This is a genomic window from Allomesorhizobium aridi, assembly GCF_043769475.1.
Taxonomy (GTDB): domain Bacteria; phylum Pseudomonadota; class Alphaproteobacteria; order Rhizobiales; family Rhizobiaceae; genus Allomesorhizobium.
The window spans coordinates 331722-346669 of sequence record NZ_CP171728.1 but is presented as its reverse complement, the minus strand read 5'-3'; the positions used below and the strand labels follow the sequence as shown (position 1 = coordinate 346669).

The window sequence follows — 14948 nt, the reverse complement described above, 5'->3', positions numbered from 1 at the left end:
CGTGCGAAATTCATGATCGTTGTAGGCGGGGCGGTGCTCTTCGACCTCCTTGTCGGCGGAAGCGTCGCCCTGTGGAACGTGAACCGGCTTTCCCGCGACGCAACCCATCAGATCGAGAGCGGCCTTACCAAGGCGAGCCAGGAATACCTCCAGAACTATATTGAGACGACTGGGCTGCGCGCCGATCTTCTCTTCGACCAAATGCACTCCGAAGTGACCGCACTTGCGGGCTCCATGCAGAGATTGATCGATTATCCGGAGGCGAAGGAGGCAGTCGGCAACGCGCTGGCGACGAACTCCTATTTCAATGCACCGCTTATATATGACCCCCAAGGGAACTGGACGCAGAGTCCGCAGGGATCGCCTTCGGTCTTGAGCGTCTGGGGATATCTCCTCTCCCCTGATGGCCGGCCGAAGCCCGAAATTCTCCGCAACATTCAGGAGAGTGCGGCTTTCGATATTTTTGGCCCTAGCCAGATGGCAACAGGCTCCAGGAAGCTGCAGGTCTATTACGTCGGACCGAAGGCAGCGCCTATCATGCGCACGACTCCGTACTCCGATCAGGCGCAAACCTTTGACAAGCTCTATCCGGGCCACAACAACGCGAACTTCTGGGATTTCTTCTTTCCCGGCGTCTACGAAGGCTGGCAGAGGTGGATCAGCGAGCCGGATTTGCGCCCCGTCAAAGGCGAAAACATCACCGCGACTGCCCCTTACATCGATGCGATCACCGGCAAGCTCATCGTCAGCTTCTTCCATCCGCTCTGGACCAAGGACCGCAAAGACGTCGCCGGCATGGTCGCTTCCGACGTAACTCTCGATCAGCTCGCCGACATCGTCGAAAGCGTGAAGGTCGCCGAGACCGGCTTCGGTTTTCTCACCATGTCGAACGGCAATGTGCTCGCGATCAAGCCTGAAGGCGAGAAAACGCTCGGGCTCAAGATTGCGAGTGGTGCGGCAGGTCAAGGCGTTACCGGCCTCGACCGCTCGCTCAAGAAAAGTACGCACGCGGCTGTCGCAGCGCTCGAACTTCCTGCCGACGACAAGACGATCATCAAGCATATTTCGATTGGGGAGAGCGGCGAAGCTGAACCTTACATCGTCGCACTTCGGCGCCTGGAGGCGGTCAATCTCTGGAACAGCGACGGGCCTATAACGGCCGAAAACCAGATGCTCGGCTTCGTCGTCCCCGAGCGGGAAATCTATGCTTCCCTGCTTGCAGCGCAAGAGAGCATTTCCAGCGCGACCAACCGGATCCTGGTCGCCCAGATCATCGCGATTATCATTTCGCTTCTGATCGTCTTTGCGGCCGTGTTCGGAATCTCAAAGCGGATCACCGCAGGCCTCAGTGCGCTTGCCGGAGCCGCCAAACGGCTCCAGGCGAAAGATTATTCGGTTCGTGTAAGCATCCCGACGCACGACGAAGTTGGAGAGGTCGGCGTCGCGTTCAACCGGATGGCAGAGGAGATCAGCTTCCACACGGAAAACCTCGAGCACATCGTCGACGAACGAACGAAGGAGCTCGAAGGCGCAAATCAAGAGATTTCCGCCCTCAATAGCAAACTGCGGGACGAGAACCTCCGCCTCGGCGCCGAACTTGCGGTTGCCAGACAAATACAGATGATGGTCCTGCCGAAGGCCAGCGAACTCGAAGTGGTCCCAGGAGTTGAAATCGCGGCCTTTATGCGACCGGCTGACGAAGTCGGCGGCGACTATTACGACGTGTTGCAAAACGGGCTACACGTCAAGATCGGCATCGGCGATGTGACAGGTCATGGACTCGAAAGCGGCGTGTTGATGCTGATGGTTCAATCCGTCGCGCGCGCACTCCACGAGACTGGCGATGCCGATCCACGGCAGTTCCTGGATCGGCTGAACAGAGCGATCTACAAGAATATAGAACGTACCAACGCCAATAAGCATCTCTCGCTGGCCTTTCTTGATTTTGAGGGTGGGCGAGTGACGCTTTCGGGCCAGCACGAGGAGGTGCTTGTCATCCGGGCGGATGGGGCAGTCGAGCGTATCGATACGCTCGATCTGGGCCTGCCGATCGGCCTTGAACGGAACATCTCGCGGTTCATCGACACGCGCGACATTCCGTTCAACAGCGGCGACGTGATCGTGCTCCACACCGACGGTGTGACCGAGGCGGAAGACCAGGAGGGACAACTGTTCGGTCTTGAGCGTCTTTGCAACAGTGCGCGTGATCACCATCACAAGAGCGCCGAGGAGATCAAGACCGGAATTGTCGAGGATCTGATGGCCCATATCGGAACCCGCAAGATTCACGACGACATCACCCTCGTGATCATGAGGCACAGCTAAGAATGGCAATGCTGTTTGGAACAACCGATATCGCAATCGGAATGAAAGACAGCGCCACTCGCGTGCGATTGTTCGACGGCCCCCTCGACCTCAGTTGGCATCATTGCGCTACTACCTCGGACTTCATTGCAGATCTTTTCGCGCTGCACATTCAATCATCTCGCGATGATTACAGGGAAGTACGACACAGCATTGGCTATCTGGTCAACGAACTCATTGAAAATGCGGTCAAGTTTCGCGCACCAGGCGAGATCACGATCGAGGCGGCCATTGACTCGGGATGTTTCAAGGTCAAGGTTTCGAACGTCGTCGATGGTGAGACCGCCGCTGAATTCCAAAACCTTCTGTCGGAGATCACCGTTGGCGACCCAAGCGACCTCCTGATTCAGCGGATCGAAGCGAATGCCGCGGATCCTGAGATGACAAGCTCCTCTCTTGGATTGCTGACGTTGATGAGCGACTATGGGACCCGTCTGGCTTGGATCTTCAGCCCGGCCGGCGAAAGTGATTTGGTTCACGTGGAAACTTATGCTTCGATTCCAATCTCGAAAAGTTCATAGCTAAGAAACGAAAATACTGGATGGAAATCACAACAGAAAACTATCGCGTATGGAATGAAGGAAGCGAGATTTATTTCGATGGCGTCATGCGGCTTGCCAGCTCCGAAGCCTACACACCTGTTTTGTCGTTGATGATGAACGTTCTTGCTTCAGACCCGGCTTCCATTACGCTGAATTTGACGGATCTTGAATTTCTCAACTCTTCAGGCATAAACCTCTTGGCGAAATTCACAATAGAGGTCCGCAACCATCCCGATATTCAGCTAATTGTGCGAGGAACGTCCGGAATCCCTTGGCAATCGAAATCGTTGCCGAACCTAAAAAAACTACATCCCGCATTGGTGCTTTTCATAAGCTGACAGGCCGTTCATGCAAGCGTCAAGTGCGGACAGACTCCGAACCGGCGTCACAACGTGACCCCACCCGCCAATGAGATCAATCGTTATTCGTGCCGATGGGCGCGGAGCGCCGATTACAGTGGCCGTCGCCCTTGAGAAACCGGACCCGGCTGACGAGCCCTGGCTTCAACAATTACACACCGCGTTTCTTTACGCCCTCGGCCAGTTTTTGCCGTCCAGTCATGGCCGCTGTTCTTTAGAGGGCCCACTCTCCGCCTGGACGATGATCCGGGCGGAGCAACCCTGAGATAGTGTTTTGATAGCCGGTCTCCAGGTCGTGTTTTGATAGCCGGTCTCCATATGATATTGTCGTCCCAGCGTGGCCTCCTCCTCACCTGATGAGGCCATGCGGGGCTGGCGCTACTCGGGTAAATCCAAGCGCCGGCCCCCCCGGATTTTAGCGCCTATGTGGTTCTCGCTCCGGGTTTGATCGCAGGGATGCCGAAGGGGATAGGGACCATAGTGCCGGGTCACCTCTTCGAGACCATTGAACCCGAGGGAGAACACTTCTCTACTAAGGCATGAAGTGGAGAATCTTTCTGCCAGCGGCTTACCTCGCCTTGGCCCTGGGTGTCTGGATCGACTTCGTGAATACCAACCCCGATGGCCTGGCAAATCTCGGCCTGATGCTCGTCGTGCTTCCGGTCACCGTCGCGGGCCTGTTTATCGGCTGGCTGGCGGACCAGGAGAGCTTCGTCCTGTTGCCGGACGGCCTCGGCTATTTTGGGGATCATGCGCTTTTCTATGCACCGAGCGTGGTATTGATCGCGCTGGCGCTTTGGCTTCTCGGAAGACGGATCGACCGCATTCGGGGATAGAAGACGCTTGCGGGCGTCCCGCCGCCGTTACTTGCACGTGCCCCAGCGGACCTAAATGGAATCCTGATTGCAGTCCCGTTTTCCAGTGCACTTGAGCTATCGGTGCATGCTGACGCATTGATTGGACCAGTGGCGGATCTTGCCTCGGGCACAATGAGTGCTGACCATCGGAACACGATGCTCCGTTTCGGGAAGTGATCAGCCACCAGGTTGCTTTTTGCTGCGCATGACTCCGCAAGAACACCGGGCCGAATGCTTGTGAACCGGCGTGCAAAATTGACCCCCTAGACGGGAGGATCGGCGTCCAATTTTGACCCCCCTTGTCACGTCGATGTGCGACCATTCGTTCGTTTTGGCGAGCGGATGGAGAGGGGATGAAGTCGGTGGATACGATTGCCCGGGTTCGGCGCGCATTCCATGTGCAGGGATGGTCGCTCAAGCGAATCTGCCGCGAGTTGCATGTCTCGCGCAACACGGTCCGGAAGATTCTCAGGTCAGACGAGACGTCGTCTCCTAGAGCGCGAGCGGCAACCCCAGCCGAAGATCGGCCCTTGGCAGGATCAGCTCGACGGGTTTTTGAATGGCAACCGTGGCAAGGCGGCGCGCGAGCAGCTGACGCTGATCCGGATTTACGAAGAGCTTCGCGGCTTGGGCTACGAGGGCGGCTACGACGCGATCCGGCGCTATGCGAGGCGTTGGGCAAAGGCGCAGGGATCGGCAATGGCCGATGCCTATGTGCCGCTGTTCTTCGCGCCGGGCGAGGCCTACCAGTTCGACTGGAGCCACGAGATCGTCCTGATCAACGGCGCGACGGTAACCGTGAAGGTCGCCCATGTCCGGCTCTGCCACAGCCGCATGATGTTCGTAAGGGCCTATCCACGCGAGACGCAGGAGATGGTGTTCGATGCCCACGATCGCGCCTTCGCCTTCTTCGGCGGGGCCTGCACACGCGGCATCTACGACAACATGAAGACGGCGGTGGAGACGGTGTTCGTCGGCAAGGACCGGCAATACAATCGCCGCTTCCTGCAGATGTGCAGCCACTATCTGGTGCAGCCGGTCGCCTGCACGCCGGCGTCGGGCTGGGAGAAGGGGCAGGTCGAGAACCAGGTGGGGCTGGTGCGGGAGCGCTTCTTCACACCGCGACTGCGCTTCAAGAACTATGAAGAGCTGAACGCCTGGCTCCTCGACAAGTGCGTCGCCTACGCCAAGGCGCACCGTCATGTCGATCAACCACAGCACTCGATCTGGGGGGTGTTCGAGGACGAGCGCGGCAAGCTGGTCGACTATCGCGGTCCCTTCGACGGATTCCACACGGTGCCCGCCTCGGTATCGAAGACCTGCACGGTGCGCTTCGACAACAACAAATACTCGGTGCTGTCGACCGCCGTCGGCCGTCCGGTCGAGATCCAGGCCTATGCCGACCGCATTGTCATTCGTCAGGACGGCGCGGTCGTCGCCGAGCATGCCCGTTCCTTCGGCCGCGGCGAGACGATCTACGATCCCTGGCATTATGTTGCGGTGCTTGCCCGCAAGCCCGGCGCATTGCGCAACGGCGCGCCGTTCCAGGGCTGGGTTCTTCCCTCGGCCATGGAGCGGGTGCGGCGCAAACTGAAGACCGCACATGACGGCGACCGGCAGATGGTAGCGATCCTCGCGGCCGTTCTCAGCGACGGGCTCGATGCCGTCGAGGCGGCATGCCAGGAAGCGCTCAACCAGAGCGTCTGCTCGTCCGCCGTCATCCTCAACATCCTGGCGCGGCGGCGCGATCCGGCGCCGGCCGTCACCATCCTCACCCCGGACGCGCTTCGCCTGCAGCATGAGCCGCAGGCCGACTGCGCCCGCTATGACAGCCTCAGGAGGGCAAGCTGATGGAACGCACACAGGTTCTGGAACTGATGGGCACCTTGAAGCTCTATGGAATGCGCGGCGCTTATGACGAGGTCATGGCGACCGGCATCAAGCGCCAGCACGAGCCGCCGAGGATTGTCGGTGACCTGCTCTCGGCCGAGATATCGGAGAAGCAGGCCCGCTCGATCAAATACCAGCTCACCGTCGCCAAGCTGCCGCTCGCCAAGGATATCGAGGAGTTCGACTGCGACGGCACCCCGGTCAACGAGGCGTTGATCCGCGACCTCGCCAACGGCACTTTCGTTGCCGACCAGCGCAACGCCGTGCTGATCGGCGGCACCGGAACCGGCAAGTCGCATCTCGCTATTGGCATCGCCCGTGCTCTTATCCGCAACGGCTCGCGTGGCCGCTTCTACAACGTCATCGATCTGGTCAACCGGCTGGAAACCGAGCACCGGGCCGGGAAACAGGGGCGTATCGCCGATTGCCGGATGACAAGCCGTTCGACCAGGCAGTGCGGGTGCATGGACGCCGCGCCGGCCAGGTCCGCAACATCGGCAGCGTCAGGGAGGCCGCGGAATGGCTGCTTTACCAACGGCCGCAGAAGATCGACACAGACCGTGCGCGCCGCCCGAAAGGCCTGTCTAGTGGTGCTGGAGGGCCAGCGCAAGGCGGCGGCGGCTCGGCAAGCCTTCCGCGAGGCCGCCGAGGAGGCCGGCATCCTGATCGGCGATGTGGACCGCGTGCCCCCCACGAACATGAAGAGATAAACCGCCGGGATCGATTTTGGGAACGCCCGTGAGCGACGGACGTTCGGCACAGTGATGAGACAGATCCACTTCGATCGGCCGGTGTGCATCGGCTTCGGCAAAGCCGGGAAAACTCGCCTGGTCCATATCGTTTGGGAGGCGTTGAAATGCCTTGCGAACGACAAATGGCCGGACCGTGCTGGGCCGATGTGGGAAATGGCCGACAATGCGCTGCGTGGAGCCGTGCACGGGCAAGTCACAGCCGAAGAGGCCCGGCAGGCGTTTGCTGACGCAGTTAAACCCAAGAGGAGACTGCGATGCCCGAGGACGTCGATCTTGGACCCTTTGAAAAGCCGGTTCCTGTGGGAGAACGCCTTGTTTGCAGCGCCAGAGAGGCCGCAGAGATGCTGCTTTACGACTGGCCAATCGGCGAGACCGCTACACGTATTCAGGCGCGAATGTCGTGCATGAAGGTGCTCGGAGGAAGTGAACCGCCCGCAGTCGCGCGCGAAGCTTTCATGCAGGCGGCGGAAGAGGCAAAAATCCTTATCGCGGCGCAACCCGGTGAAATCGTTGCTCTCGGGAACGGGTGATGACGAAGTGATTCCGCTGCCCTGATTTCCTCGGTTGCCACGCTTGATGTCCCGGATGCGCAAGGCGTATGGTTTCACGATTATAAGGCGGCTTAAGCCGCCCGGAGGCGATCGATGGACAGGATGCAGTTCCCACTGCCGGTGCGCATCGTGACCGAAGCCGGTGAGGCGGTGACCGAAATCTACGATGTTGAAGAGGCGCTCACGTTTCTTCAGAACTGGCCAGCCGCACGGGGCAGCCCGATCTTCCAAAGGGCCTTGAATGCCTGTTTCGCCGTTACGATAGACGAGGGCACAGTCGAGGAAGCGCGAAAGGCCTTGGCGGCGTTCGCCCGGATTGCCGGTGTTCTGGCCAAAGATGAGCCGCTGCCGAGGTTGCGGGAAGTCGAGGATTGGACAAGGTCGCCGGCAAGGTGAGCCCCCATGCTGCGGGAAATCTACTGGACCAAGCCTGTGCGCGTCGAAACCGCGGGCCGGTTCCGTGTCATCAGCTCCACGCAGGCCGCAGCGCAATGGCTGCTCTACCACTGGCCGACAGAGGGCGGGCCTGAGCACCGGGAAGCTCGGGTGGCGTGCATCGCAGTTCTGAAGAACGAACAGCCGCCAGATCTTGCGCGACGGGCATTCATTGCTGCCGGAAAGGAGGCCGGCATCCTGATCGAACCGGATATTCCGGGCTGAGTGCCCAGCCGACAAACATAATCCTACATTTGGATGAAGGCTCCTGCACCAAAGGCCGATTCGCAGGTTGCCGAGCGCCCCCTGCACACTTCTGGCCGCCATGCTTGGGATGGCTACTTGGAGATTATCATGAACAGCCGACAGTTCTCCCGACCAGTATCGATCTTCGTCGGACTCGGATTCGTCCAGGATGTTGGAAGCGTCAGGGCGGCGTTTGAGTTGCTGAATGATTGGCCTTTCCGAAGGCGTGGCCCGGTGCACGAGGAGGCTATGGATACATGCCGCGCCGCATTGGCCTGCGAATGTGATGACGAGGCAGCGCGGCAGGCTTTCGAGGCATTCGCCCGGGCCGCCGGCATTTTGGCGCCGCACATGCCAGGTCGTAATGAGCAGGCTATAGACAATTGGACGGCCGCCTGAAGGCATTAAGCGATTATAGCACCCCTGTTTGGACGTCAGGGCACCGTCACCAGCTTGGTCGGCCCTTCCAGCAGGGAAAACTCCGCGTTCTCGCAAGTCACATCGGGATTGGTGGGACTGAACATTCCCAGTGGGTTGTCCTTGAACAGCCAGGCATGCAGTTCGCAGAGCGTGCCGCTACTGTAAGCCCGAGCATGATCGACAGGAATTCGTGCGTGATGTTCAGCTCGGCGCCGGCGCGGTCCTCACACATCAGCAGCCAGCGGGCGAGACGGCTTTCGAGCTGCTGGCGGGCGTTCGCGAGAGCGGTGTAGCTGGTCTGCATCATCAGGCATTGGACGAAGCGCAAAAAAAACCGCTGCAGGGTGGGACTTTGTTCGAGCGCGTCACGAAACGGGGCTATCGGAATGCGCATCGCCGCTCCGGCGAGCTGGACGAAGCAATCATGCGGCGCCAGATCGTCGCCGAGGACGGCAATCGTTCCTGTCATGCCTTCACGGCCCAGAATGCCCACTTCGGCATCCCGGTCGGCCGCCATCTTGGCGACGATCGAGCCAATGCCTTGCTCGAAGAAGTATACGAACTTGATCGGCCTGCCATGCTGTTCGAGGCGATCGCGCAGTGCAAGCTCGACGCGCTCCAGATGGGGCGAGAGCAGGGACATGTCCTGCGGGTCGAGCAGGCCGAGAAGTCTGTTTTTGTATTGGGGTTTTGTGGAGTGCAACATTGGCTCTCCCCTTCGTCTAGGGCAAGAGCTCGTGTATCTCCCGGCCGGCTGCGCCCGTAACATCGTGCAGCCGATAAATAAGTATATAGCGCGCGCCGTCGATCTGTGGGCGTCCGTACGAAACCGACGTTTGGGGGTCCTTTGAAAGCGAGACACTTTCCTCGCTGCCGTCCGGTGGCTTCGATGCACTTCCTGATAATCAGTTGGCCTTGCCGCCCGTTCGCACCATGTCGAGGAACTGCTGCAGGTTCTCGATCATCGCTCGGGCAGCCTACTCGTTTACAGCAAATTCGAAGGTCAAGTCGCCGGTCTCCAGCGTGAGCAAGGCAACCATTCTCCGGCCATCTTCGGACATCGAGACGTCCATGGAGAAGCCGGTGACTGGCATCGGAGTATCGCTCATCGTGGGTCCATCCTTTCAATGTGAACAGATTTACCGTTTGCGTTTCACGGCCTTTGGGATCGGAACGCGAACGGCGTCGCCGATCAGGATGCCCGCTTCCTCCGCGGCCTCGCGGAAGGCTCTGCGAGCTGTCGCCGCCTTACGCTGCCCTTCCAATACCTCTAGACAGGCTTTTCGGGCGGCGCGCGCACGGTCTGTGTCAATCTTCTGCGGCCATTTGTAGAGCAGCCATTCTGCCGCCTCTCTCGGCGCTGCCGATGTTGCGGACCTGTTCGGCACCCCGTCCATGAACCTGCACCGCCTGGTCGAAAGGCTTGTCGTCCAGCGTCGCCATACTCAAACATCCCCGCCCGCACACCAACGCTACTACCGCTAGCCTGTGCCAGACAAGGCAACAGACAGCTAGGCCCCGCCCAGCTTCTTGGCCTCTTGCTCCAGCGTCTCGCGATCATTGCCGAAGCGCTCGATCAGATCGCGTGCCTCGCCCGGCGAGATGCCGAACTTTTCTGCGAAGTCGCGGACCTCGTACTCCTGCCCGCTGGCGACGCGCAGTCGATCCGGACCGCCGATCTTGCTCTTGTCGTCTGCCATCTCGCTCTCTCCTGACCGGGTCGGGGGAGCAGATCGCCGAAGAACCAGACGGCACCGCCCGCGATCTGCCCGCTCTGTCTGTCCCCAACAACGGAGCTCACATCAACATCTTCTAATGTGATAGGTTCCAAGGAGTGAATCCGGCGATTGTTGCATCTCCGGCGAGCAGCCTGAAGAGACGGTTTTAAGTGGAACCTCCCTACATTTTCGCAGTTATCGCCGTGATGGATTGGCCACAGAGGCCAAGCGATTAGGCACGGGCCATGGACCGAGTTTTGTTGGGTTTCTCGGCGTTCATGCTCTCCTTTGCTCAGGCGGGAGCGCAGGAATGGCAGCAATTCGGCATCGAAAAGTTTGGCTTTATTTTTGACGTGCCGCCCGAGTTCGAACTGTTGCATCGTTCAGAGGACGGCGATGGCGCGGCGTTCCAGTCCCCCGACGGAGCCCTCCTCGCCGTCTGGGGCATCAACGTCGCCGAAGGCGACTTCTTGCCTCAGGTCAAGAAACAGATCAGTCGAGACGAAAAGGAAGGCTGGAAATTCACCTATCGGCGGCTGACGCGTGAATGGGCAAGTTACTCCGGGATCAAAGGTGATCAGATCCGCTATGTCAGAGGCATAACCGTGTGTGGCGATCGTGCCGCCATGTTCCTGATGGACTACAGCAAAGATCAGAAAATCGCTTACGATCCTGTCGTCACCCGGATGGTTCGCTCGCTCAAGCCAGAAGGTTGCTGACGGCTGCTGCACCAAGTTTTCGTTGGAACGTGGAGGGGCACGGTCCCGTTTTGCTTCATAACAGACCGGGAAGGAGAAAAATCATGACAAACCAGGATTCCGACATTCGTGAGACCCACGATCTTATCGCCAGCGACATGGTCGTGGGCACTAACGTCTATGACATCCAGGGAAATCACATCGGACGGGTCGAAAGGCTGATCCTCGAGAAGAGAGGCGGCAGGGTGTCCTATGCCGTCCTCAGCTTTGGAGGATTCCTTGGAATTGGCGACGATTACTATCCGTTGCCGTGGCAGAAACTCGACTATGACGAAAACCTCGGAGGCTTCCGCATCGACCTAACGAAGGAGCAAGTCGAAGGCGCTCCGCACTATGCCCGCGAGCAGGATTTCGACTGGGATGCCGAGAGTGGCCGCCGCGTTTACGACTACTACGGCGTCCGCCCCTATTGGGTTTAGCGAACCCCAAAACAGGTGCTCGCCCCGGGAGAGCGTGGCCAACTCGGCGCGCTTTTCCGGCCGCCACAAGCAGATCAGTATGAGGGACAGCGAGAACTATTCGCTGGTATCTGAGGACGTACCGCGGCGGACATAAAATTAACCGAGGCGGTTGCTGGCACAGGCGGCCATTTACTGAAGCTACTCGGCCGCCTGTGCTCACCCCTGCCACCCATTTGCGAACATCTACATACCTGGACGAAAATTGTCGTTAGATTCGCGTCCAGCAACTTATCCGGGAATACATATCTGACCGGCGGTGCGGCGTTCCCGACCGGGCGGGCGAGCCCACTTCCGGTCGCAACGTTTGGTTAACGAATGGAGTGCAGCCTCGTGACTTTCGGGGACGGGGAATATTGCCCCCGATTGCGCGTACCGGGGCGACTCACCCACTCTTTCGCCCGTCAGGCAATCCGGGACGCTGCCACCCCTTCGCCCTTACCCGGCTGAGCCAGGCCCACCGCCATACCGAGACCGATCGCAAGGCCGATGGCGAGGTTCGCCGAGAAGCTGGAACAGCAACACTCGCGCACCGGTCGCGCGCCACTAGATGCGGGGAGCAAGGTTAGCGAGCATTTCACCGTGCTTGCGAAGCAACCCTGAGATCGTGTTTTGGGAGCCAGTGTCCGTGATATTGTCCGGCGGCATGGCCTCGGTTCCACACCCAAGGACCGCGCTCTTTAAAGGCTGGCGCTTGTAGGTTCACTCCCAACCTCGCGCCGGCCCTCTTTTGGGATTTTGGGGGGATTTTTGCCGTCTCGCGCGTCAGTCGGCCCGGCAGATCACTTCGCTGAACATAGTGCCGTTGCGATTGAAAGCACGGAGATGGTCGAGCGTGCGGGCATCATCCATCGTGTCGCCCCAGCTGCCGACGATGGCCAGCAAGTCGTCGGCGGCGCCGAGCTTCGATAGGGCGAAATAGATTTGTTTGACGATCGCCCGTTTGGTTGGGTCCCGGCGGGCGGAACCTTGATCTCGGTCACTCTCATAAATCAAACCTGTTCAACGAGTAGGGCAGATCGCCAAAGGACAGGACTTTGCATTCAGCGATCTGCCCGCCCGCCCCTTAATGAAATTCAACAGTCATTTGATAATATGCACGATCTTGCGGGTTTCCGGTTCGACTAGGACAGTCTGCCCACCGGCGACAACGTAGCTGTACTTCACGTCCGGAAGGTCCACTTTGTGCACCTCGACCGACTCCGGCAGAGTGGCTCCGATTTCAATCTTGACATCGGCAGGCAGCTCGACGGACGCCACGTTCTGTTTCGTGACGTACTCCCGAATAACGGTCTCTTGTTCGGGAGCGATTACGACGGTCTGAGCAGTCGCGATGCTGACGCTGCCAAGAAGCAGAAGGCCAGCGGCGATGCCGGAAAGATGCATTCTCATAAATTTTCTCCCGTGTGCAAACAATTGATAAGCCGTCGCATTGCGTCAGCAGCCAACCATAAACACAGTGACAAGCACTTCCGCCCGGCGACCTACTCAAACTCGGCTAGGCAAAATTTGTTCCCTTGGAAGCACTTATTCAACTCGACAGGACCTGCCTGGTAGCATTCTTCCCCAAATCGCTAAATTTGTTACGATTTTGGATGCTCGCCAAGGCGTACGCGGAACCAACACGGCACGGCCGCGGTGCGGGAAAATAAAGAGGATATACTTTCGTTAGTTGAGGCGATTGTATCGGTGACAACCCCGCCAGCGAATTACCTTGCGAAGGCACAGCAACGGAATAAGGTCAACACGTCGCCCGCCAATCTCTGGCATCCGGGCGATTGAAAGAGCCGATCACGCTTTCGCCCTAACAGGTAGGAGGCGTTCATGGCTTTCAGCGGAATATATAAGCCTCACGAACTGGCGTTGCTCCGCAAGGTCTTGAAGGACGCAAGCGCGGGTATCGAGCGGTCCAGCCTTGACCACCGAGACGCCAGCTATCTTGTGTTGTCGCTCTTCGAAAAAGGCGCGCAGACCGCCGAAGAACTGAAAACGGCTCTGGATGCCGCATTGGCAGGCGACGAGCGGCCATCTAGGCAAGCTGCACGCTGACCGGAAGCACCCGTCGCGATTTTATTTGGCGTTTGCCCTCCACTGTATTTGGTGACATGATCCATCCCTGGTTTCGGCCAGCGAGCGATGAAGCGCTCGTTGTCACAGCGGATCGCCAGAGCAGAGCTTGACAGCACCCTTCAGTGGGTCCGTTCAACAGCGCCAGAAGCGATACGCAGAGCGGCAGCGCCAAATCGAACAGGGGCGACCGGAGAAATTCGATCGCCTCTTTCAACCCGGCCTTCAAGTCCGGTGGACATGATTTCAGTCCCTGCCTGTCGATTCTAGGCCCTGCCTGTCGATGAAGCGGCTCGCCTGTGCCGGCGGGGCCGACTTGAATCTTACGCCGGGACATGGCTTATCTCCGATGGGTTGAGAATCGCCGCACTAGGACATTATTCCTCACGAGCCGGGCTCCTGCAAAGAGGTTGCGTTATAGGGCAGACCAGAGGAAGTCCGCCGCCGCCCCGTTCGTAGCGGCGGCGAGGTTATTGAAGGTCGCCCGAGCGCGTAGGCGGCCAGCACAAAGGCAACGAGCCCGCTACGCCCACAATTGGCTTCCCGCATCTGTCAGGGCTACAAGCAGCCGGTCACCGTGGCAGATTTGTTGACGCCGCAGAATGGGTAACCGTCCGGTCTTGGCCGCCTTGCGGGGTGGGCGGCATTTCCCGAACGGTGTGACCTTAAGTCTAGCTTTAAGGTCATGGCGATGGTTCGGGCGGAGGTTCTGGGTGCGATCGAGCGGCGGCGGCGCTGGCACTATGAGGACAAGGTCCGGATCGTCGAGGAGAGTTTCGCTGCTGGCATGACGGTGACGGATGTCGCGCGGCGCAACAGCGTCGCGGCGAGCCTGGTTTTCACATGGCGTCGACAGGCGAAGCTTGGTCAGTTGGGAGGGGGCAGCCCGGCGCCGCTTTTGCTGCCTGTCGAACTGGCTCCTGTCGTGACCGACGTCACGCCCACGCCGGTGTCCGAGGTCGCCGTCGTGGAGTCCGCACGCCGGAGCCGTCGTTCGTCCGGCATCATCGAGATCGCGCTCGGCTCGGGCCGCCGGCTGCGGGTTGATCGCGATGTCGACGCGGACGCGCTTCGGCGGGTGCTCGACGTGCTGGACCGGCGATGATCGCGATCCCCGCCGGGATGCGGGTGTATCTCGCCATGGGCCCGACCGACATGCGCAAGGGTTTCGACGGCCTGGCGGCGCTGGCGCAGCAGGCGCTGCAGCAGGATCCGTTTTCCGGCCACCTGTTCGTCTTTCGCGGCCGCCGGGGCGATCTTCTGAAGGTGCTGTACTGGGATGGACAGGGCTTCTGCCTGTTCGCCAAGCGGCTGGAGAGGGGTCGCTTCATCTGGCCCGTCACGACGGACGGCGTGGTGCGACTGACGCCGGCGCAGCTTTCCATGCTGCTGGAAGGGATCGACTGGCGCGCGCCGATCCGGACCGATCGCCCCAGCCTGGCGCTATGAAGCGAACGGCTTCGAGGCCGATTCAGGACTGTGGTCCGCCGTCAAGATCGACCATGATTCAATGGCTTGGCCGCCGCCTTCG

At 59.6% G+C, this 14948-nt stretch carries 20 protein-coding genes and 3 pseudogenes; 17 read left to right on the top strand and 6 right to left on the bottom strand.

The window, feature by feature from the left end; all coding sequences use genetic code 11:
- The first annotated feature begins 12 nt into the window (after nucleotides 1–12).
- The 12 genes and pseudogenes from ACG873_RS01665 (at nucleotide 13) to ACG873_RS01610 (ending at nucleotide 8395) form a co-directional block, all read left to right on the top strand.
- Nucleotides 13–2325, top strand: coding sequence for a SpoIIE family protein phosphatase (locus tag ACG873_RS01665; RefSeq protein ID WP_394885800.1), 2313 nt, complete (start codon nucleotides 13–15; stop codon nucleotides 2323–2325).
- 2 nt (nucleotides 2326–2327) lie between these two features.
- Nucleotides 2328–2885, top strand: a complete 558-nt coding sequence (locus tag ACG873_RS01660) for a slr1658 superfamily regulator (protein WP_394885798.1) — start codon at nucleotides 2328–2330, stop codon at nucleotides 2883–2885.
- A gap of 20 nt (nucleotides 2886–2905) precedes the next feature.
- A complete protein-coding gene (locus tag ACG873_RS01655; RefSeq protein WP_394885797.1) occupies nucleotides 2906–3244 on the top strand; it encodes a slr1659 superfamily regulator in 339 nt (112 codons plus the stop codon).
- 599 nt (nucleotides 3245–3843) lie between these two features.
- Nucleotides 3844–4101 carry a hypothetical protein gene (locus tag ACG873_RS01650; protein WP_394885795.1) on the top strand — a complete coding sequence of 86 codons (258 nt, stop codon included), beginning with the start codon at nucleotides 3844–3846 and terminating at the stop codon, nucleotides 4099–4101.
- Nucleotides 4102–4475: 374 nt separating this feature from the next.
- Nucleotides 4476–6040: pseudogene (gene istA, locus ACG873_RS01645) on the top strand (IS21 family transposase).
- Nucleotides 5973–6437, top strand: a pseudogene (locus ACG873_RS01640) (ATP-binding protein); the annotation flags it as partial. The pseudogenes istA and ACG873_RS01640, both read left to right, overlap by 68 nt.
- 6 nt (nucleotides 6438–6443) lie before the next feature.
- Entirely contained in the window at nucleotides 6444–6722 is a 279-nt protein-coding gene (locus ACG873_RS01635; RefSeq protein ID WP_394886149.1) for a DUF982 domain-containing protein, read from the top strand.
- A gap of 54 nt (nucleotides 6723–6776) precedes the next feature.
- A pseudogene (locus ACG873_RS01630) lies at nucleotides 6777–6992 on the top strand (DUF982 domain-containing protein); the annotation flags it as partial.
- A 26-nt stretch (nucleotides 6993–7018) separates the two neighbouring features.
- Nucleotides 7019–7294, top strand: a complete 276-nt coding sequence (locus tag ACG873_RS01625) for a DUF982 domain-containing protein (protein ID WP_394885794.1) — start codon at nucleotides 7019–7021, stop codon at nucleotides 7292–7294.
- A gap of 114 nt (nucleotides 7295–7408) precedes the next feature.
- The gene (locus tag ACG873_RS01620; protein WP_394885793.1) at nucleotides 7409–7711 is read left to right on the top strand and encodes a DUF982 domain-containing protein; all 303 of its coding nucleotides are present in this window, start codon (nucleotides 7409–7411) and stop codon (nucleotides 7709–7711) included.
- A 6-nt stretch (nucleotides 7712–7717) separates the two neighbouring features.
- Nucleotides 7718–7975, top strand: a complete 258-nt coding sequence (locus tag ACG873_RS01615) for a DUF982 domain-containing protein (RefSeq protein ID WP_394885792.1) — start codon at nucleotides 7718–7720, stop codon at nucleotides 7973–7975.
- 117 nt (nucleotides 7976–8092) lie between these two features.
- Nucleotides 8093–8395 carry a DUF982 domain-containing protein gene (locus ACG873_RS01610; RefSeq protein WP_394885790.1) on the top strand — a complete coding sequence of 101 codons (303 nt, stop codon included), beginning with the start codon at nucleotides 8093–8095 and terminating at the stop codon, nucleotides 8393–8395.
- Nucleotides 8396–8492: 97 nt separating this feature from the next.
- Here the strand turns inward: ACG873_RS01610 and ACG873_RS01605 are convergent, their stop codons facing one another.
- The 5 genes from ACG873_RS01605 to ACG873_RS01585 form a co-directional block, all read right to left on the bottom strand.
- Complete coding sequence (locus tag ACG873_RS01605; protein ID WP_394885789.1) at nucleotides 8493–9059, bottom strand: Crp/Fnr family transcriptional regulator; 567 nt, start codon at nucleotides 9057–9059, stop codon at nucleotides 8493–8495.
- A 334-nt stretch (nucleotides 9060–9393) separates the two neighbouring features.
- On the bottom strand, nucleotides 9394–9525 hold the full coding sequence (locus ACG873_RS01600; protein ID WP_394885788.1) for a hypothetical protein: 132 nt from the start codon (nucleotides 9523–9525) through the stop codon (nucleotides 9394–9396).
- 30 nt (nucleotides 9526–9555) lie between these two features.
- Complete coding sequence (locus tag ACG873_RS01595; protein WP_394886147.1) at nucleotides 9556–9729, bottom strand: DUF982 domain-containing protein; 174 nt, start codon at nucleotides 9727–9729, stop codon at nucleotides 9556–9558.
- Nucleotides 9725–9859, bottom strand: coding sequence for a hypothetical protein (locus tag ACG873_RS01590; RefSeq protein WP_394886160.1), 135 nt, complete (start codon nucleotides 9857–9859; stop codon nucleotides 9725–9727). The genes ACG873_RS01595 and ACG873_RS01590 overlap by 5 nt, the downstream gene beginning before the upstream one ends.
- Before the next feature lie 68 nt (nucleotides 9860–9927).
- Nucleotides 9928–10116, bottom strand: a complete 189-nt coding sequence (locus tag ACG873_RS01585; RefSeq protein ID WP_394885786.1) for a DUF3606 domain-containing protein — start codon at nucleotides 10114–10116, stop codon at nucleotides 9928–9930.
- 263 nt (nucleotides 10117–10379) lie between these two features.
- On the opposite strand from ACG873_RS01585, the gene ACG873_RS01580 reads away from it, so the two are divergent.
- Nucleotides 10380–10853, top strand: coding sequence for a hypothetical protein (locus ACG873_RS01580; protein ID WP_394885785.1), 474 nt, complete (start codon nucleotides 10380–10382; stop codon nucleotides 10851–10853).
- A gap of 83 nt (nucleotides 10854–10936) precedes the next feature.
- Nucleotides 10937–11311 carry a PRC-barrel domain-containing protein gene (locus tag ACG873_RS01575; protein ID WP_394885783.1) on the top strand — a complete coding sequence of 125 codons (375 nt, stop codon included), beginning with the start codon at nucleotides 10937–10939 and terminating at the stop codon, nucleotides 11309–11311.
- Between the two features lie 1122 nt (nucleotides 11312–12433).
- On the opposite strand, the gene ACG873_RS01570 is transcribed toward ACG873_RS01575, so the two are convergent.
- Nucleotides 12434–12742, bottom strand: a complete 309-nt coding sequence (locus tag ACG873_RS01570; RefSeq protein ID WP_394885781.1) for a DUF1236 domain-containing protein — start codon at nucleotides 12740–12742, stop codon at nucleotides 12434–12436.
- Nucleotides 12743–13174: 432 nt separating this feature from the next.
- Here ACG873_RS01570 and ACG873_RS01565 point away from each other — a divergent pair, with 432 nt between their 5' ends.
- From ACG873_RS01565 to tnpB, 3 genes are all read left to right on the top strand, one after another.
- The gene (locus tag ACG873_RS01565) at nucleotides 13175–13399 is read left to right on the top strand and encodes a hypothetical protein (protein WP_394885780.1); all 225 of its coding nucleotides are present in this window, start codon (nucleotides 13175–13177) and stop codon (nucleotides 13397–13399) included.
- 703 nt (nucleotides 13400–14102) lie between these two features.
- Entirely contained in the window at nucleotides 14103–14522 is a 420-nt protein-coding gene (gene tnpA / locus ACG873_RS01560; RefSeq protein ID WP_394885778.1) for an IS66-like element accessory protein TnpA, read from the top strand.
- A complete protein-coding gene (gene tnpB / locus ACG873_RS01555) occupies nucleotides 14519–14866 on the top strand; it encodes an IS66 family insertion sequence element accessory protein TnpB (protein ID WP_394885777.1) in 348 nt (115 codons plus the stop codon). The genes tnpA and tnpB overlap by 4 nt, the downstream gene beginning before the upstream one ends.
- Nucleotides 14867–14948: the final 82 nt, after the last annotated feature.